Here is a 19,383-nt window from a genome sequence, read left to right on the forward strand (position 1 = left end):
ACTCGCGGACATCTACTTCTTTCACTTTGATCTAGCCCTCATGCTAGAGGTATAATTACATAAAATAATTCTCTAAGAAAGGAAGAGAACGATAATGGCTGTTGTTGCGGTAAGTATTGTGCCCTTGGGATCAGGAACAAGTGTAAGCAAGTTTGTAGTTGAAGCTGAGAAAGTGTTTGCTTCTAAGAAGAACCTCAAACGCCAGCTAGGACCAATGTTTACTACTCTGGAGGGGGATTTGAGCGAAATCATGGAAGCAATCAAAGAAGCTCAAGAAGCTGTGTTTTCTGCCGGAGCATTAAGAGTTTCAACGACGATCAAAATTGATGAACGAAGAGATAAAACTTTATCAATGGAAGGAAAAATTCAAGCTATTGAACAACAGATATAGAAATCATGTCATTATTTTGCCCTTTTCTAAGAAGGTCAGGAATGTATAAGACTTAATAGAAAAAATGGCCCTACAAAAATAGACAGTTAACGTGGCATTTGCCTGCCACGCTAACTGTCTATTTTTGTTAGGTCGTCTAGTCGTTTAACGATATAATTTGTCTACATTTGGTAATAATCTAAGACAATGAACATTGCATAAATAAAGCTGCCCAGAAACATACTATCCTGAAAAATACGGGGGTGCACAATGCTGTCAACATTTTTCTATCCATGTTATATAGTTGCAGCTTTTATAGTCGTACTTTTAACGATCCCTCAAAGGGATTTAAAGCACTATTTTATTTATGGTTTCCTTTTTGGAGGGCTAGGTGACATCGTTGTTGTTGGCTTATTCCAAAATATACTGCATATTATATGGTTCAAAAATGCTGGTGTTTATAATGCTTTGGGAGAAAATTTACTTTCCCCTCTCAGCTGGATCTTAACAGTCATGATCTTTCTGCGTTTTTTACCTTTAAGGAAGGTATTTCAATATGCTTATCTTATAGGTTTTGCAGCATTTAGTGTTGGATATGGTTATTTAGTCCACAATGCGGGCTTATTTGATTTTCAGTCCTGGTATTATCCGTTTTTCTCCTATATGACGTTTTTGTTTTGGTGGTCAACGATTACTTGGGCCTTTATTAAAACAAGCCCGCTCATAAAGAACCCTGCCTAATAGTAGTAGATTTTTCGCGTGTTTAGAATATTTCCAATATACCGTTTTAAACTCGCTCAGCCGTTGAATCTTCCATAAACTTTGTGAGCAAATTATTACTGAATGAATAATTTAAAATACAATTAATATTTTTTTAAAGCAGGTAATTCTGAATTATTAGCGAACTCTAATTATTAGGAACATTATTGAAAAGAAAATGACATGAGATGTTGTAAGGTGCCCATACATAGTCACAAAAAGGAGAGAGGATAATGAGCGGAAGGTGTTATACATTTCATAATGAAAATAAAAAATTCAATGGTAACGTCAATACCGCCGTAAGAGGAACAACTGCTGCTGTCATCTATTTAAGAACATCGAACAACTATACTGCCAAAGAAGACCAAGATGATCGGAAAAAGGCAATAATTTCGGTGAGTATAATATGTACTTTCTTATTCTTCTTGACTACTCTGGTTATGATTTCAAATATAAACTATTAAACGTAAATACGAAGATTGTTAGAAGCCGCTCTCAGAAAGCGGCTTCTAACAATCTTCCATATTAATCATGCATTTGAATTAGGGACCAAGTTGCTAAGAGAAGGAATATTATAATCTGGCGATTTTTCGTTTACTGCAAGTTGATTATTGATAAGATGTCCTCTGGTGAATAAGCGATATAATCCGGCTGTTCACCTTGTAACATCTCCAGTAAATCATATCCCCAGTTTGCCCAGATAATCTTAATACCCAACTTTTTACAGGCAATCACATCTCTTATTTCATCTCCGACATAGATCACTTCAGATGATTCTAACATTTTGGAGATTAATAATTTCTTAATCACCTTGTCCTTACCTAAGATATTATGGGAATTAATAATAGTTTCGAAAACATTAATTTGCTTTTCACCCAAATAATCTCGTATGTTACTCTCGGAGTTTGAAGAAACTATCGCTAATTCATATCCCTTTTTCTTCAGCTCAATTAGGATTTCTCTCATGCCCGTAACCAAAGCAATAGTTTCCAATGAATTTTTATACTGTTTAGTAAAATCGGCGGCAAAAAGCGGGAGTTTATAGATTGGCAAATTAAGGGTTTTAAATCGTTCGTGGAGAGGAAGCTTTTTAATTGTATCGAAACTCTTGATTTTTTTCACATGATATTTGTCTGCAAGTTGATTGTAAATTTTGATAGATATACTTTGGGAATCAACCAGAGTGCCATCAAAATCAAACACAAGTAATTTTACCATCGGAATGCTCCTTTTATGTTTTAAAAGGGTAAAAGAATCTTGTATAGTATATTCACCTTAAAACATAATTTGACAATCCATAGTTCATTTAGTTTGATCCAATACTGATTTCATTCTTCCCTGGCACCGACGAACAGGCCATCGTTATTATCGTTATATTCAAGGGCGACAAAAGGCCAGATATTGTGTTTAAACATACTTAGAGAAATTAACCAAGAAGAACTTGCTTTTGATTCGTAATAACTCCTTCGGTTTTAAGGATTATATGTTGTGCTGCTCGAACACTTGCACCTAACTCAACATCCACACCCATTTTAAGCAAAGCCATTTCTAAAGTAGATAAGGTCGTAAGAATATCGGTCTCAAATACATTACCCAGATGTCCAACTCGAACCACTCGATTCGCTAATTTTTCCAATCCGCTTGCCAAGGAAACACCATATTCGTCATTCATAACCTTTTGAAGCTTTTTCCCTTCTATTCCCTCAGGCATGCAAACAGCAGTTACAGTTGGAGAAGCCACTTTATCTTCCGCTAAAAGACGCAAATTAATGGCCTTTGCTCCATCTCGAAGGGCGTCTCTCATTCTTCTATGCCGAGCAAAGATGTTTTCCATTCCTTCCTCTTCAAAGCATCTTAGCACTTCTTCTAAACCGTAGAGCAAAGATATTGCAGGTGTGTAAGGATTCTGGGATTTAACAAGAAAATTCTTGGCAGTTAATGCATCCCAGTAAAATTTAGGGAGTTTGGAGTGACGATAGGCCTCCCAAGCTCGTGCGTTCATCGCCAGAAAACTTAAACCGGGCGGCAGCATGAGTCCTTTCTGAGAGCCTGTAACCACGACATCCAAATTCCATTCGTCCATTTTAAGGGGAATTGCTGCCAGAGAACTGACTGCATCTACATAAATTAAGGCCGGGTGATTTCCTCGAGCTTTAGAAAGAGCTTTGATATCATGAGTTACGCCTGTTGAGGTTTCATTATGAGTCACTAAGATCGCCTTAATCTCATGCTTCCGATCAGCACTTAGACGTTCAGCTAACCAATCAGGTGAAAGACCTTTTCCCCAAGGAAAGTCCATCTTTTCCACATCTAAACCGAAATCTCCGGCAATCTTTGCGAAATAATCGCCAAATACCCCAGCACTTAAAGCAAGTACCTTATCCCCTGGTGAAAGAGTATTGACCAATGCTGCTTCTAACGCTCCTGTTCCCGACGATGGATACGTTATAACGTCGCCCGAAGTTCCAAATAGTCTTTGAAGTCCATTAGTTATTCCCCCAAAAAGCTTCTCGTACTCCACACTGCGATGATTTATCATTTGACGATGCATCGCCTGCAGAACTCGATCCGGAATAGTAGTCGGTCCAGGAACCATAAACAAATCTTTTCTTAACATTTCAAATCCCCCTAATCCTTATTTAGACAAAAAAACACTACCCCAACACATGGGGCAGTGTATTTACCGCGGTGCCACCCAAGTTTTTGACTATTTGTTCAGCAATTAGTTCAGCAACATTTGAGTCTTATTCTTTCGAAGATAAACTTCTCAAATAAATCAAAAACTTCTCGCCCCTCTAAGAGGGACGAGAAGTAATTCCCGCGTTGCCACCCTGTTTGCTATAACTAGCCAACTTGATTCCGCTGTATCGGGCGGACCCGTCTCGGTTCTTCACCAGACACTCCAGGACGGAATCTTCTACCCTGTTACTGACTTCCACCAAACGTCAGCTCTCTAAAAACAGCAATAGTCAACTTTCCCTTCATCGTGTTAACAAAAACGAATTGATCCGATTATATACCCAAGCCTCCTAATGGTCAAGTGCTTTTCAACAGATAAATTAATTGTATCCTGTATTCATACAGAACTTGTATAGGACCGTGTCTAATCAAGACTCTTCGGAATTACGCCGCATGAAAAGACGCCTTGAAAATCTTTGTCTTACCAAATTGTTGTTTCCTGTTAAAATAGCTTAAAAGTTTGCCACTTGTCCTTGAAGAGCCCTTTGCTCTAATTTGGTATTTATCAAAGAATAAATAACCGGTATCACAATAAAGGTCAGGAAGGTCGCTGTCAAGAGTCCAAACATTATCGTTACCGACATCGGGCCAAATAATGCACTTTTAGATAAGGCAAGAGGGATGAGCCCGGTGATGGTTGCCGTAGAGCTTAGTATAATAGGACGAAATCTTTGACTCACAGCATACATACAAGCTTCATCAATTGATAGCCCCTCTTCTCTCCCGCCGTTAATATATTCAATAAGTAAGATTGCGTTTCTAATGACAACCCCAATCAGGCTTATGATTCCCATTACAGCTGTTAAGGATAGAGGCATTCTAAAGACCATGAGTCCGATAACAACTCCTATTAAGGATAATGGCAGTGAGCACATAATGATTAAAGGCTGGACAAAGGATTTAAATTGGACAAATAATAAAACGTAAATTATCAGGATTGTTAAAACTCCTGCTAAGGCGAGACTGGTAAAGTTCTTTTCGATTTGATTTTTTTCTCCGTCATAGAGAACATTCACACCATTCAAATCCATAGCAGCAATCTGTTGACTTAAAGCATTTTCGATATTTACTGAGTTGTATCCAGTTTTAACGTCACTATACACTGTCACAGTTTTTTCCTTTTTGTAATGTTTAATTTGATCTAATTCAGGGGTAAGCTCTATAGATGCCACCTGGGCTAAGAGAACTTTATTATCTGTAACACTGGATTTAATCTGCAGATTTTCAAGATCTTTTACTGAGGAAATGTTAGTTTTGACTAAAATTTCAAATTCACTGCCGTTTTTTCTGTAGACTGAACTGCTGTAACCGTTAAGGGCGATATTGATTTGCTCAAGAATGTCCGATTTTAGCAACCCGAGCTGTGACGCTTTTGCCTCATCAATTTTGACCTCATATTCATAGGATTTCTGCGCAGCATCATCTCTTACGTTCATAGTTCCAGGTATAATTAACAACTTCTGCTGAATCTTTTCGGAGGCAGCATATAGTTTTTCCAGATCATCCCCAGTAAGTCTTAAGCGAATAGGCGCTCCTATTGGCTGAGCTTGTTCTAATTGTTTTACAGTAGCTGTTCCTTGACTAAGTTTGCTGTCCAATAAACCTTGTAAATACTCAGCAAGCTCCTGCCTTGTTTGGAACCGTTTTGTTTTGTCAAGGTCTATTCGTACCATGATTTGCGCTGTATCTTTGGAAGCAGCAACTGAAGCTAGTGTAATATAAAATTTTGGCATGCCGCCGCCTATGGCAGAGGTATATCCTGTCACTTCTTTTTGAGCTTTAAGGACATCTTCAACTTGTTGAACCAAATTAGCGGTACTGTCAATATCTTCAACCTTCTCATTGGAAACATCGATATAAAGGATATTCTTATCGACATAAGGGAAAAACTGCATTCCTAAGGTTTTCATTAGGCCAAGAGCAGCTATGAAAATTCCTAGAGCTACGACAACAATCCTCAGTTTATGCTTTAGTCCATAGCTTAAAAGATTGCGGAACATTTTACGGACAATGCTTTCTTTATCAAGAGTTTTGCTTTTTCTGAAAAACAGAGAGGACATGGCAGGCGTTACAAGTAGTGCAGAAATATATGAACAAGTTACACAGATCATAACAACCTGAGGCAAGGTCCTTAAAAATTCACCTACAGCCCCTGGAATCGTGAGCAGCGGAGCAAAGGCGCCCACGATAATTAACGTAGATGTGAATACCGGTACAAATAGTCGCTTGATGCCTTCAAATGCTGCCTCGTTTCCAGATAATCCTTTATCGATACCTACTTGGACAACATCACCGATTACAATTGCATCATCGACTAATATTCCCAGAGCTATGATAAGGGCTGTAGTAGACATCTGCTGAACTTTAATCCCCAGGATATACATCACAAGAAAAGACATGGATATAGATATTGGGATAACTGCAGATACCACCATGGCATTGCGGAGACTCATCCCTATGATTACAGTGATAATAACAAGAATTATCCCTTCACGAAGATTCTTCATGAAAAAGGAAACGGAATCACTGACGTCTTTGGGCTGAAACGTTACCTCGTCAATCGTCAAATCATTAGGCAGTTGTTTTTTTAGGGTATCCAGTTTATTTCTAACGTTGTCGCCAATCAGTACGATATTCTTATTATCCTGGAAATATCCTGCCAGCAATACCGCATTAGAACCATTATCTGTAAATTTAAGACTGGAATCTTGATCATAATCCATGTATACTTTGGCAATATCTTTGATTCTTAAGGTTTCTCCGGTAGTTGCTGAAACCCCTATAATTGTATTTTGGATATCTTGAAGTGAAGTAAAGGTTCCCGGCGTTTCAACCTTTATCTTCCCTGTTTTTAAATTTAAAGATCCTGAGGGAATATTAATGTTTTGAGCTTGTAGTACCTTACAAACATCATCTAAAGAAACATTATATTTATTGATTTGAGTCCAATCCACGTCAACGATTACTTGCTTATCCTGCTTTCCCTTGACATCAAATCTGGATATACCGTCGACATTGCTCAATTCTTTCCTAATATCATCAGCATAATCACCCAGCTGCTCGTAAGAATAATTCTTACCCGAGATACTTAAAATCATTCCAGCGGTCTCTGTTAAGTTAGTATCAATAGTGCTATCCTGACATCCGTCAGGAAGCTCCGATTTTAAATCTTTAATTTTATCTCTTAGGTCCCTCCAGGCTTTATCTTTATCGGCATCATTGTTCAAATAGACGATAACGATCGATGCACTATTCTTGGAATATGATTCAACATAATCATAGCCATCAATTTCTTCAACCTTATCTTCTATTTTTTTCGTGACAAGTGTTTCTATATCACTTGGAGAAGCTCCGGGATAAATCGTGGTAATCATAGCAGCAGGAGAAGAAACGTCCGGGCTTTCTTGCTTCGGAACGATATAATAACTATACAATCCAGCGATAATAACTAAAACTACTAGAAATAAGACGATTTTTTTATTCTCAATGGCTGCTTTAATCAGTCGCAATATTGTTCACCTCACTTTTCAGAAACTTGATAACCCGCTTTTATATTCTTCATTCCCTCGCTGACAAGTTTATCGCCGGCCTTTAAACCTTCCACTGAAACTTTATCCTCTTGTGCATCGTTCAAGGTAATATTTTTTCGAACGGCCCGGCCATTCTCCACAACATAGACGTAATCTTCCCCATCATTCAAAATGCAGCTGATGGGAATCAAAATCGACCTCTGTTCCCCTGACTCTATGTACACTTTTACACTTTCACCAATATAAAATTGGTCGTTATCGATAGGATTTAAAAGCTTAATCTCAGTACTAAATGTCCCTGATTGCTGATCCGCCATTTGCACAATATTGCTGATTTCACCATCAACACTCTTATTATCTATTGTTATCTTTGCTTTCGTACCGACTTTAATTTTCTTAACATCCTTATCGGATAATCCGACTGTGATTACTTGATCATCACTTCTCATTAAAATAACAGGGTTTCCGGCAGGCTGTAATTCCCCTTCTTTGCTGAGAACATCGACCACGTAACCGTCCATATCCGAAACCATTGAGGCATCCTGTACTAAATTCATTTTGGCATTATAATCAGCAGTTGCTGTATTCAGCTGCGCTAAAAGTGCTTCTTTGTCTTCATCTCTAGATCCAGCTTTGAGCTGCTGCAAAGTCTGCTGCGCACTGTTCAAAGCAGCCTCACTGCTGTCAAGTTGTAGTTTTGAACCATCCAAAGCCTGTTTGGAAATCGCTGAACTATTATATAAGGTAACATTTTTATCATACAAATCCTTATAATAAGTATAATTATCCTGGGCATTTTTCACTGCAATCTCGGCCTTATTAATATCTTCTTGCTGAGCACCATTTACGGCTTTATTATATTGAGCTGCAGCCGCATTCATTTGGGACTGAGCAGCCTGCATTGCATAATTTAAATCCGTTTTGTCAAGATCAACCAAGGGCTCGCCTTTTGTAACATGCTGTCCTTTCGTAACGTAGATTTTGGCAATTTTGGCGGAACTTTTAAAGGATAGCTTTCTTACCTCACTCTCGCCGGTAATCCCCTGATACTCCAACGAAACTAGATAGTTTTCTTCCTTTACCTGTACCGTTTTGACAGGATAAGTTTTAGTATCAGATTTATTGCTGTCGCTATTTGCTCCACATCCACTAACAATTAGAAGTACCATAAACAATGAAAAAATAGGTAATACTCTTTGTTTCATCCCCTAATCCCCCTCGAGTTATCTCTCAGTAAAATTTACTTCCGTTCTCTGATTTACATCTTCTTATCTTGTGCAAAACCCAGGCATTCTTTAGGCCTCTTTATCCTTGTAATCCGTTGACTAAAACTTTCGAAGCGCTTCTGCATAATCGTTCAATTTCCATCGGTATAAGGTCACCTTCCAGTCTCGTCTGGACAATAAAAAGACCAATTAAAGATTCTACATACATCAAGGAAACTGTAAAAAAGTCATTCTTCTCAAGAACCCCTTCATTATGTAACCTAACTAATTTTCTCTCCAAAATTTCAACGATGGATCTAAACGTGTTTGTAACATTTTTGACGAGCTCTGATCTCTGCTTAGACTCAATTATCGCTACAATCAATACACCTTTGCTTTGGACAATCCTACTATACAATTCCATTCCGAATTGAAATAGCATTTCTTCTAAGGAAATGTCGCTTTCTATGATGCTCTCAAGTTTTGAATTGCTGTGTTTAGTAAGGTCTTTGGTTATCGCTAAGAAAATACCTTCTTTATTTTTAAAGTGTCTAAACAGGGTCGCTTCATTGACGTTAGCTTCTTTGGCGATCATTTTCGTTGTCGTACCTTTAAAGCCATGATCCATAAAAAGTTGTTTCGCTGCTTCAATAATTCTAATACTCAGAGCATTATCGGTTAAATTACCTGTCTCAATAGTCTCCAATTTGTAACCACCACCTATCGGTATTATGCGTGCGAGCACTTGCAAGTTTATTGTACCAAATCAAGGCTTCTCGTGCAAGTAAGTGCTTGCATGAGAAGCCTTGATTTCCAAGCCTTACGCAAAAGAAAAGAGCAACAGTATTTTGTCTGCTGCTCTCTCAATGATCATATCTCCAAATTAATGATTCGAAATATCTTCAACAAATGCTAAAATATCCTGACTCTTCGCTGTTAAGTTTTCGATTGAGGCTGAAATCTGCTCGACTTGATTACTTATTTCAATCATTTCTTGGTCTAATGTCACCGATATATTGGCTATACTTCCGATCAAATCCAACATCAGCTTCTCATCATTAATCGTTGACTTCACGACTTCGTTAGACCTTTCAGCTAATTTTCTTACTTCCTGAGCCACTACTGCAAAGCCTCTGCCCTGATCTCCCGCACGTGCGGCTTCAATTGCTGCATTCAGAGCCAAGAGATTGGTCTGACTTGCTATATCCTCAATTAAATTTGATGAATTGACAAAATGGCTCAATTTGTCATTAATTTCTTCAACATCTTGTCGTAAAGTAGAAGCTATTTCAGTATTACTAGCTACCCTAGACATAATGTTTTGTATGGTGTTCACGCTATGCTCATTTTCAGCTGCTATATCATTTAAAGACGTCTTAATATTAACAACATCATCTTCAAGTTTTTTACTGTATTCCAGTCTTTCAGCGCTTAAGTCCTGAAGTTGAGTTAATATCTCGGCGTTTTTACGGTTTAAATTGATTAATTCGCCTTTAGAATAGTTAACACAATTACTTGGAACACTTAATCCGTTATGGATAGCCTTCGCCATGTCTTGACACGTCGAATAACCACAAGCAACACAATTTATGGTACGAGATTCTTCATCTTCTTTATGCATGGCCATAAAAAGTTGATCATACTCAGGCCCGGTTGGTTCTAATAAGTCTCTGGCCTTTTTGGTAGTATTATAAACACGTACGAAATCTTCCAATTTTAAAGTTCTATCAAAATAATTATTTAACCACTCGATACGCTTCATTGATTTTTTAAATCCCTGTTTTTCTTCTTCCTTCATTTTCATAGTTTTCAGCGCATTAAAACTAAAATCCACATCATCAAGTACGTTGTCCTTGATGATCGCAGCTGTGCCGATATTGCAGCCATGCTGACAATTTAGAATATCGACAAGAAGAGGTACGGGCTTATTTCCTTTAATACGATCGCTGTATATCTCCAAATAACCGTAGGCAGTATCTGGTCCTTCCACTTGTCTTACCCAAGCATTCGGTACAAGAGCTTCAACGTTTTCTCTTAACCCCCCAGGTCTGCTATAAAGGCACCCCAAAGAACATGCTATATCAGAAAAATCGACCTCATGGTAATTTTTGAGGTTAATCTTGTTATTTTCCAGATAGTCTTTCAGTTTTTTAAACGTTACGTTGTAGCCTATTATATTTTGTGTGGAGCCAAATTCCCCCTTTTTTGCTATACAAGGAGATAACATAGCTAATTCCGAGTTATCCTTTAAATACTTTTTTACATAAATTGCTGAGCAAAGCATCGGACTATGAATTGGAGAAAGTTGAGGTAATAATTCCGGCTTTAACTTCTCAATGTAGTTAACTATTACAGGACAAGGTTGAGCAATAACAGTATGTAAGTTCTTCTCTTCTATAGTCCTTAGATAAGCCCAAGTTGTAATATCAGCTCCAAAGGAGACGTCATAGATTATATTAACACCATTTTCAACCAAAAAACCGAATAGTCCTTTAAAGTCAGGAAAATTAGCTCTGATCGATGGTGCAGCTAATACAGTAATCCTCTTACCATGTTTTAGATCATTAAAGAAGCGTTCAGTATCATCGACATAAGAACGTGCACCGTGATCACATTTCGAGATACACTTGCCACATTCAATACATCGTTCATAGTTTATCTTTGCTTTAACCTTATCATTCTTAACATAGACTATATTTGCATCGACGGGACATTCCCGAACACATTTATTACACCCCTGACAAATACTTTCGTCTGTTACAATATTACCTTTAAAAGTCGAAGAATCTTGCTGCATAGTTTCCCCTTTCATAACAAAGTGAATCAATTAGGTAAGTTTTTTGCATCTTACTAAGAACAGAGATTCATTACACATAAGCAAATAGGCAGAATCTTTGAAGAGTGCGTCCATACATTATCCAGATCGGAAAACTGCGGAAAATTACAATTTAATTATAGTCCCAAATAGAGTCCCAAAATAGTCACTATAGTCACATAATTTAATGCCAAAAGCATTAATACAATTGGCTGTGGATTTATGCATAAAAAAAACACAGGCAACTAACTCGGCCTATGCTTAGATTTACTTTAAAGGTCAACTTGTTATTACTACTCCTTTGATTTATTTTGTACCGCATTTTCTTCCTCAAATAACGTCATTTTATGATGTAGATCTTCGAGACAGGCGGGGCCAAACCCTTTAAGATTTAATAAATAATCATCTGAAGTTTTTCGAACATCATCGATAGTATCTATTCCGGCATTTTTGAGAATATTATAGGCCCTGGAAGTGAGATCTAAAATGGATAGTTCCGGAGATTTGAGTAATTTTGCACAAAGGAGTTCACATTTTTCAGCGTCTTCCTTCTGATCATACCTGGTTTGGCAAAGCGAACAAGCGAATACGCTAGTCAATATTTCCCTGACCATAGTTACCATCTCCTAACCCCATTCCATGCTTAATACTTTACAATTTCGGTCATACCTACTTCGGGGAAGGTGAGAACATCAAGGTGACATTCTCACCTTAAATTTACTTCTCAAATCATCCAATTTAATAGTTTAGTGCGGCTCTTGCCCTAACTAAGGCATTAGAGGTGGAGGCAAAAACTTCATTTTCGGACATAAAGATATTTTCCTGACCAATGTCGGTATCGAAGTTCGACTTTTTAAGCAATGCTGCAAGATCCGGTTGAACACCACTTACAATCAAAGTTCCGTTATTTTCCCGCACATTCCTTACAAAGACCTTTAAAGCTGTCAGTGATGTTAAGTCAACGGTGGTCACATGATTCATTCTTAGAATAAACACTTTGGATTTATCAACCAAGCTTTCCAGTTTATCTCCCAAATCTGTTGCTCCCCCGAAGTAAAGATTTCCTTCAAGTTGAATTACCAATACGTCAACCTTTTCGTCAACAGTTTTCACTTCTTCGAGAATCACCTGAGATCCATCACTCTGGGATGGAATCAAAAGCTTAAGCGGTGCTTTATTGGTATCCTTCAGATATAAGGCGATGGATAAAGCAATCCCTGTATAAATAGCATAATCCAGGTTTGGCAGCACGATAACTAAGATACAAGTTACCCACATGGCAATGGAATCGGAAGAAAATAAACCTGCTTTCACGACTTTCTTTATTTCCTCTTTGTCAATCAAACCATACCCTGTATAAATCAGTACCCCCGCCAAACCTGCACTTGGTATATATTTCGCATAGGGCGCAAACAACATGAGAACTATGGCTACAAACACACCAGAAAGAATTCCCGCTAATCTGCTGGCCCCCCCGTTAATATAGTTGATGGCGGAACGGGAAAATGAACCCGAAGCAGGAAGGCACTGGAAGAATGCCCCAATGATATTCGATAAACCCTGCCCGATAAATTCTTGATTGGAATCAATTTTTTGCCGGGTTTTCGTGGCAATTGATTTAGAAATAGATATTGCTTCAACTAAACCAATGATGGAGATGGCAAACGCTCCGCTCAGCATATCTTTGACTGAGGAAAGGCTAAAATGAACCATTGTAAAGGGAGGAAAGCCGGAAGGAATATTCCCTGTAAGTTTTACACCCTTCTTTTCCAAGTCAAACATAATGATAAAAAAGATTGGCAGAATAATCCCGATTAAAGCACCAGGCAGATTTTTGCTGATCTTTTTGCAAACCAGTACAATTATGATGGTCATCAGACCAATACCCAAAACATAAGGGTTGGTCTGATTTAAATGAGTGATGATATAATATACTTTTTCCAGAGTTGACATTGCTGAAGAGTTTTTAATCGATATCCCCAGAAATGTATTTAATTGTCCCAGCGCAATGATCGTTCCTGCACCGGCTGTAAACCCTACCAAGACGGTGTGGGAGACAAAATCAATCACTTTGCCAAGTCGAATTACTCCATAAAGGACCTGTAAAACACCAACCATAAAGGTCATGAGGAAAAGCATTTGATAAGCATTAGGAAGATGCATAAAGCGAATCATAGCGCTTGCGGTGAGTAAACAAATCGCATTCGTCGGTCCGGTAATCAGTTGGTTCGAACAACCAAAGGCGGAACCGATAATAGCCGCAATGATCCCGGTATAGAGACCATAAATTGGATTGACTCCCGCAATCAGAGCATAAGCCATATACTGAGGAAGACCAACAACGACAACAGTTAAGGCACCTATAATGTCATGCTTGAGATCACCTTTTTTATACCCTTTAACCGTTTCAATAATCGGAACCCATTTAGTCAGTGAAGGCATACTACTCCCACCTTTCAAACCTCATAATAAGCGTTGCAAATAAAGTGAAAATTTTCACTATTAGTCCAAAGTTCCTTTTTGAACCAACAATTTTCAGCTCAAAATCATTTTTTACTTCTTGAGTTCCCTTTGCAGTTCCTACCCTTAATCTGGGCGATTATACCGAAGTCACATTTTTTAGCAGTCTTTAGGACTGTTTTATCTAGTATCGACTATTAGTTTAGAAGTCTAAATTTGAAGAAACCCCAACAGGACAGCTGAGAATCTCTTTCATGTTGCTCCCCTTTCCCTCTGAATTTTGTTAATGATGTTAGAGTTTGAATTAATCCTAACTCTCAACAAATAAATCATCCTTCCTTTTTGAATTTTCACTATTTATCACAAATACAGAGTAGCACTGTGGACTGTATATGTCTATATAAAATCAGTATGTTCACCATCACATATGATTATGAACAATTAAACAATCAACTTATCACCCTCATGAACCCCTTCTGAAATTGGAAACAAGATATAAAATTTAGTCCCATTAGCATTGGATTCGATGTCTATTTGAGCTTTATGGGATTCAGCTATTTTATAACATGTTGCAAGCCCTAAACCTGTTCCATTATCTTTTGTTGTATAAAAAGGAGTCCCTAAATTATGAAGAGATTCAGGAGGAATTCCACATCCCTCGTCTTCTACTGCTAAAACTACTTTATCTTGTTTTAAAAATGTTCTTATAGTTAGAAGTTTGCCTTCATCCATTGCTTCAAGTCCATTCCGAACTAAATTTAAAACAAGTTGAGAGATTTCTTTTCTATCTAACTCAAGATCCGGGATTTTTCCCGGTAAATATAATAGTTTTTTATTCTGAGTAAAGGTATCTGCTTCTAAAAGGGGATATAAAAGGCTAAGAATATCATTAAGATTCTGAAACTTCAATTCGGTTTGCTTTGTTCTCGCAAGGGACAAAAACTCAGTGATAATAGAATTGGCGCGATCAAGTTCTGAAATCATTAACTCAAAAATTGGCTTATGTTGCTCACACTGGGATTTTTCCCCTAACAATTGAAGATAACCGCGGACAGTTGTCATAGGATTTCTTAGTTCATGACCTATTCCGGCAGCCATTTGGCCGACAAGGTTTAGGCGATCCAGCCTTGCTAATTCCTTTTCCTCGTTTTTCCGGCGCGTAATGTCTCGAAAAAAGCATGTTAATCCAGTTTCTGCCGGATAAGCACTAATCTCTAACCATTTGTCCCCTAAAACATCAGAGAAAATTTCAAAGTTTAAGGGTTTCTTTTCACGTATCACTCGTTTGAAATTTTGAGTCGCAATCTCATTTCCCTTATATACTTCTGTGATTGATTGACCCAGTAGTTCATTACGAGTTTGAGCAAAGGCAAGTTCCGCAGCAGAATTTACATAGGTAAACTGAAGGTTTTCATTAACCGCAAAAAAACAATCTGTCATGCTTTCCAGAATCGAAGCCATTTCCTGTTCCGATTTCATTAATTTTTGGCGCATTAACTTTCTCTCTGTAATATCCACGTAATAGACGGCTAACCCCGACTGAAACGGGAAAGTATGCACTTGAAACCAAGTATCCTTTTCACAAAGGCTTAAATTCTCAAAAATGATGGGAATATCATTCTTCTTTGCTTGATAACAATTTTTTTCCAAATCGCTTCCCCGCTTTTGCGGAAGGACTTCCCAATATATTTGATCAATAAGTTCTTCACGCCTTTTCCCTAATAATTCTTCTGCCCTTCTATTAACGTACTTAAAACGCCAGTCATTGTCTAATACATAAAATACGTCCGGCATATTAGCAATAACATCGGCTATAAGTTGGTTACTCTTCGAAAGTTCCTCCTCTAATTTCAAACGAAGCTTAAGTTCTGTTACTTTTTCAATCTGCATTTGTCTGATTTCTGTCACATCGCTGTAGGCAATCAAAATACAGTCTTGATTCTCTATCTGTATGTTTTGAGCTGAGAGAATAACATGGATGGTATGCCCAGTGCTGCTCTCCAATCGTCTTTCAAAATTTTTAACTATTCCTTGAGAATCCAAAACTTCCATAAATTTACGAAAGCCACTTTCTGATACACCTAAGTCAAACGGTGTTTTTCCAATCACATCCTTGCGTTGTAAACCTCTGGTTTCAAGAAAACGACGATTGACATCAATATATTGATCGTCGGATCTCCTAATAATAGCCATCATATTAGGGCCTAATTCAAAAGCCTTTGCAAATCGATCCTTCACTCTTAGGATTGTTTTCTGCTCTTCTTTTCTGTCTGTTGTGTCATTAACAATTGCTACATAAGCCCTTTCACCATTGGGCATATGAAACAACAACAAATCACCCACAACATATCTTCCGTCATCCGTCAGTAATTCCTGATGATGACTTCGAGGGGATAGGGTTTGATTTTGATAAAATTGAAATAAAGAAGCGCAGAATTGTGAAAGTCTAGGCTCCTTTTTTAGATTTTCACTTTGCAATATTGGTCCCTGACCGTCGAAAGCCATTAGATTTATTGGACTATCTTTTAAAATAGCGTTGAGTATAGATACTTTACTGAAACTTTTGTTGGCCCAATAGTAAAAGTTAAAAATCAAACAAGTTGCTACTGGAGTAAAAAGCAAATATGGAGTGAGAACTTCCCTAATATCTGTAACAGGAGGAACAAAAGCAATAATTAACAAAACAATAACTGACATAACTAGGCCGGCGATAAACCAAAATAGAAGCTTCTTGCCATTTTGCCGCTGTCTTAAATGACTGCCTAAAACCGTGCCAATCACTCCGAACAATAAAATATCAGTGATTCCACAAATTAACCCACTCCCGCCCAATTGGTATCTGTACAAGGCACTGATTAATGCAGCTATTACTGCTGTTACCGGGCCGCCAATAAAACCTGCCATTGTCATGGTTATATGACGAAAGTCAAAGAGACGACCGTTCCCCACCCATACATTAGCTTTCATGACAAAAATTGTAACCAAACCAAAAACAATGCCCATAACATAATAGCTGTACTTTTTATATACGGTCAGATCCACTAAAATTACGATACCACAAAAAAATAAGACCTCAATAATATTCAGGATGAAAACAAAGTACATTAATTGTCCACGTCCTTTTCTACGCTATTAACCAGGTGATAACTTTTATAGTCAACTAGATAAGTAATGAAACTATGACGATAATTCCAAAGTCTCTCTCTTTCTAATAGAGATTTATTAACACTTTAACTATAAAAGTTTGATTCAAAATAATTATTCTCTAAAATATGCTAAATTCCTCCATTTAGACGAGAATATTTAATATTAGTTTAACAGATTAAAGTTTTTCATTAATATTCATTCCTTTAATTCTGCATAATTCTCAATTTTAATTCTTATTTATTTATTTTCCTAAATATAAAGTCGATTTTTGGAAAAACATTACTAATTAGCACTAAAAACAGTGAACTCGTTCAGCTAAAGCTGAACATCAGGGCTTCAGATGGGGACCGGAGCCATATTAATTTAAGGAAGATTATTAAAATTAATTATTCATCCCATTTATGCTATCCCAAATATTCCCAGTGTTATTGCTAAGTATTTACTTTACTTATTCTATTTCCTATTTAGTCTAAAAATAGTTCATAAATCTTTATGAATTTATGAACTATCAAACACCTAAATTAATTTGATTACTCCGCTGGAAAAATAAATATTACAATTAATATTATGAAAACTATACAAATCAGGTTCATGAAAGATAATCTATAGCCATAGATAGAGAATATGATTAACATATCGATATCCTATCGACAAGGTAAATAAACGGTGCTAGGCTTAAATTATCAACTCCAATCTAAAAAGGAGGCATGAATATATGTCAGAGATCGAAGTTCTGGTAGATCAAGTTGAAGAATTACAGGTAAGCCTTAATAAAATTAAAGAAGGAAAATCTTTAACAGATTTCGGAATTGTGATTGAAAGCCAAATTCTTAGCATTGTGCTTAACAACTATAGAGAAACGTTAATGAGAATTATGCCGGATAAGGCGCATATAGGAAACCATTTGCATTTTCCTCGTTAGGATTAAAGTTGCTAATATTAGTGAATTTTTTCACTACTTTTGGGCTTCAGGTTCAACATCTATTTAAGGAGGGGTTTATATGCGTTTAGATTGGCTGATTGTTTTTGTATTAATAGCCGGCTTATCAATTATGTTTTTTAGCTATTCCCTTAAGAAAAAGATTTGTATTTTAGCGTTAGGATCCCCAGAAGATCGATTTGACAAACCTGGTAAACGCTTTATGAATTTTGTCTCCATGGTACTTGGTCAAAGTAAATTAATCAAGGAACCCTATGGGATCGTTCACTTTATTATTTTTTGGGGATTTGTCTTTATTTGCTTAGGCGAATTACCCTTGATTTTTGAAGGATTATTCCCGGCATATTCCTTCCCCATTCTCGGAACAAATCCCTATTTTTATCTAATTAAAGATATCCTCAATATACTCGTGGTTATTGGCTTAATGATTGGTATTATTAGAAGATGGGTTCTTAAACCAGCTCATTTATACCGAACAAAAGAAGCTGCTGTCATCGTATTACTAATTCTTGGGGTCATTATAACTGAATGGATTTCAAGCGGGGCAAAAGTTGCCCTGACGAATAAGAATGCCTACGAACTGGCTATTATGTACCATTTCGTAGCTTCTCTTTTTAAGGGATTAAGTTCTTCAACTGTAATGAGTATACAGGCCTCCTTCTGGTGGATTCACATCATGATCGTTTTCGGGTTTCTTGTTTATATTCCAAACTCTAAACACATGCATCTTCTGGCGGTCCACCCCAACGTTTACTTTTCATCCTTGAAGCCCCTTGGTGCTCAAATTGAGAAGATTGATCTTGAAGATGAAGAACTGACAGAGTTGGGCGTTGCCAGAATAGAAAGCTTTACTTGGAAACAACTATTAGATTGTTTTGCCTGCGGCGAATGCGGTCGCTGTATGGCCAACTGCCCTGCCAATATTTCCGGTAAACCTCTTAATCCTAAACAATTAATCAGTCGCCAATTAAAAGAACATCTTCTGGAAAAAGGAGCAATTCTGAGGGCTAACGGATTAACCTCCACTGGCGAAGAAAATGCCGAAGCTTTAGCTGAGATCGTCGAAAAGGACCCGCAAGCTGCTGAGATTCTACAAAAGTCACTGATCGGTGACATTGTTACCGAAGAGGAGATCTGGGCTTGTACTACTTGCATGTCCTGCCAAGTCCAATGTCCTGTTGCCAATGAACATGTTAATAAGATCATTAATTTGCGTCAATCCTTAGTTATGATGGACAGTAACTTCCCACAGGAATTACAAACCGCTTTCCGTAATGTCGAAAATAATGGTAATCCTTGGGGCGTCGGCTATACTGAACGTGCTAATTGGGCCTCTGACTTAGACATTCCTCTCATCAGCGAAAAAGAAAATGTTGACTATCTCTTCTGGGTTGGATGTGCTGGTTCTTTCGACAGTC

The 19,383-nt window shown here is 37.5% G+C and carries 14 protein-coding genes and 1 other annotated feature; of the genes, 5 read left to right on the plus strand and 9 right to left on the minus strand.

The features are described from left to right. Positions 1-94 precede the first annotated feature (94 nt). From ACPUYX_RS18410 to ACPUYX_RS18420, 3 genes are all read left to right on the plus strand, one after another. Positions 95-391 (plus strand): MTH1187 family thiamine-binding protein, encoded by a 297-nt coding sequence (locus tag ACPUYX_RS18410; protein ID WP_426381077.1) that lies wholly within the window; start codon positions 95-97, stop codon positions 389-391. A gap of 249 nt (positions 392-640) precedes the next feature. Continuing rightward, positions 641-1,111, plus strand: coding sequence for a hypothetical protein (locus ACPUYX_RS18415; protein ID WP_426381078.1), 471 nt, complete (start codon positions 641-643; stop codon positions 1,109-1,111). A 251-nt stretch (positions 1,112-1,362) separates the two neighbouring features. Further along, positions 1,363-1,593, plus strand: a complete 231-nt coding sequence (locus ACPUYX_RS18420; RefSeq protein WP_426381079.1) for a hypothetical protein — start codon at positions 1,363-1,365, stop codon at positions 1,591-1,593. A gap of 130 nt (positions 1,594-1,723) precedes the next feature. Here the strand turns inward: ACPUYX_RS18420 and ACPUYX_RS18425 are convergent, their stop codons facing one another. From ACPUYX_RS18425 to ACPUYX_RS18465, 9 genes are all read right to left on the minus strand, one after another. Further along, positions 1,724-2,347: an HAD-IA family hydrolase gene (locus ACPUYX_RS18425; protein ID WP_426381080.1), complete on the minus strand. Its 624-nt coding sequence runs from the start codon at positions 2,345-2,347 to the stop codon at positions 1,724-1,726. 208 nt (positions 2,348-2,555) lie between these two features. Then, positions 2,556-3,746 (minus strand): pyridoxal-phosphate-dependent aminotransferase family protein, encoded by a 1,191-nt coding sequence (locus tag ACPUYX_RS18430; RefSeq protein ID WP_426381081.1) that lies wholly within the window; start codon positions 3,744-3,746, stop codon positions 2,556-2,558. A 180-nt stretch (positions 3,747-3,926) separates the two neighbouring features. Next, positions 3,927-4,123 (minus strand) — a binding site (T-box leader). A gap of 197 nt (positions 4,124-4,320) precedes the next feature. Continuing rightward, positions 4,321-7,377 (minus strand): efflux RND transporter permease subunit, encoded by a 3,057-nt coding sequence (locus tag ACPUYX_RS18435; RefSeq protein WP_426381082.1) that lies wholly within the window; start codon positions 7,375-7,377, stop codon positions 4,321-4,323. A gap of 11 nt (positions 7,378-7,388) precedes the next feature. Continuing rightward, on the minus strand, positions 7,389-8,603 hold the full coding sequence (locus tag ACPUYX_RS18440; protein WP_426381083.1) for an efflux RND transporter periplasmic adaptor subunit: 1,215 nt from the start codon (positions 8,601-8,603) through the stop codon (positions 7,389-7,391). A 100-nt stretch (positions 8,604-8,703) separates the two neighbouring features. Next, positions 8,704-9,309 carry a TetR/AcrR family transcriptional regulator gene (locus tag ACPUYX_RS18445; protein WP_426381084.1) on the minus strand — a complete coding sequence of 202 codons (606 nt, stop codon included), beginning with the start codon at positions 9,307-9,309 and terminating at the stop codon, positions 8,704-8,706. Between the two features lie 177 nt (positions 9,310-9,486). Continuing rightward, the gene (locus ACPUYX_RS18450; protein WP_426381085.1) at positions 9,487-11,400 is read right to left on the minus strand and encodes a methyl-accepting chemotaxis protein; all 1,914 of its coding nucleotides are present in this window, start codon (positions 11,398-11,400) and stop codon (positions 9,487-9,489) included. Between the two features lie 311 nt (positions 11,401-11,711). Beyond that, entirely contained in the window at positions 11,712-12,032 is a 321-nt protein-coding gene (locus tag ACPUYX_RS18455; protein WP_426381086.1) for a DNA-directed RNA polymerase subunit alpha C-terminal domain-containing protein, read from the minus strand. Between the two features lie 124 nt (positions 12,033-12,156). Continuing rightward, the gene (locus ACPUYX_RS18460) at positions 12,157-13,860 is read right to left on the minus strand and encodes a SulP family inorganic anion transporter (RefSeq protein WP_426381087.1); all 1,704 of its coding nucleotides are present in this window, start codon (positions 13,858-13,860) and stop codon (positions 12,157-12,159) included. A gap of 459 nt (positions 13,861-14,319) precedes the next feature. Then, positions 14,320-16,983 carry a PAS domain S-box protein gene (locus ACPUYX_RS18465; RefSeq protein WP_426381088.1) on the minus strand — a complete coding sequence of 888 codons (2,664 nt, stop codon included), beginning with the start codon at positions 16,981-16,983 and terminating at the stop codon, positions 14,320-14,322. Positions 16,984-17,740: 757 nt separating this feature from the next. On the opposite strand from ACPUYX_RS18465, the gene ACPUYX_RS18470 reads away from it, so the two are divergent. Continuing rightward, positions 17,741-17,947 (plus strand): aspartyl-phosphate phosphatase Spo0E family protein, encoded by a 207-nt coding sequence (locus ACPUYX_RS18470; protein WP_426381089.1) that lies wholly within the window; start codon positions 17,741-17,743, stop codon positions 17,945-17,947. A 79-nt stretch (positions 17,948-18,026) separates the two neighbouring features. After that, on the plus strand, positions 18,027-19,383 hold a 1,357-nt coding region (locus ACPUYX_RS18475; protein ID WP_426381090.1), incomplete at its 3' end, for a 4Fe-4S dicluster domain-containing protein.

The sequence above is a fragment of the Desulfosporosinus sp. SYSU MS00001 genome (assembly GCF_049943955.1).
GTDB lineage: Bacteria > Bacillota > Desulfitobacteriia > Desulfitobacteriales > Desulfitobacteriaceae > Desulfosporosinus.

Excerpts from the sequence above, each read along its gene's own strand:
- ACPUYX_RS18470 (WP_426381089.1), top strand. The coding sequence starts at position 17,741 with ATGTCAGAGATCGAAGTTCTGGTAGATCAAGTTGAAGAATTACAGGTA.
- ACPUYX_RS18425 (WP_426381080.1), bottom strand. The coding sequence starts at position 2,347 with ATGGTAAAATTACTTGTGTTTGATTTTGATGGCACTCTGGTTGATTCC.
- ACPUYX_RS18460 (WP_426381087.1), bottom strand. The coding sequence starts at position 13,860 with ATGCCTTCACTGACTAAATGGGTTCCGATTATTGAAACGGTTAAAGGG.
- ACPUYX_RS18440 (WP_426381083.1), bottom strand. The coding sequence starts at position 8,603 with ATGAAACAAAGAGTATTACCTATTTTTTCATTGTTTATGGTACTTCTA.
- ACPUYX_RS18415 (WP_426381078.1), top strand. The coding sequence starts at position 641 with ATGCTGTCAACATTTTTCTATCCATGTTATATAGTTGCAGCTTTTATA.
- ACPUYX_RS18420 (WP_426381079.1), top strand. The coding sequence starts at position 1,363 with ATGAGCGGAAGGTGTTATACATTTCATAATGAAAATAAAAAATTCAAT.
- ACPUYX_RS18430 (WP_426381081.1), bottom strand. The coding sequence starts at position 3,746 with ATGTTAAGAAAAGATTTGTTTATGGTTCCTGGACCGACTACTATTCCG.
- ACPUYX_RS18450 (WP_426381085.1), bottom strand. The coding sequence starts at position 11,400 with ATGCAGCAAGATTCTTCGACTTTTAAAGGTAATATTGTAACAGACGAA.
- ACPUYX_RS18455 (WP_426381086.1), bottom strand. The coding sequence starts at position 12,032 with ATGGTCAGGGAAATATTGACTAGCGTATTCGCTTGTTCGCTTTGCCAA.
- ACPUYX_RS18465 (WP_426381088.1), bottom strand. The coding sequence starts at position 16,983 with ATGTACTTTGTTTTCATCCTGAATATTATTGAGGTCTTATTTTTTTGT.
- ACPUYX_RS18410 (WP_426381077.1), top strand. The coding sequence starts at position 95 with ATGGCTGTTGTTGCGGTAAGTATTGTGCCCTTGGGATCAGGAACAAGT.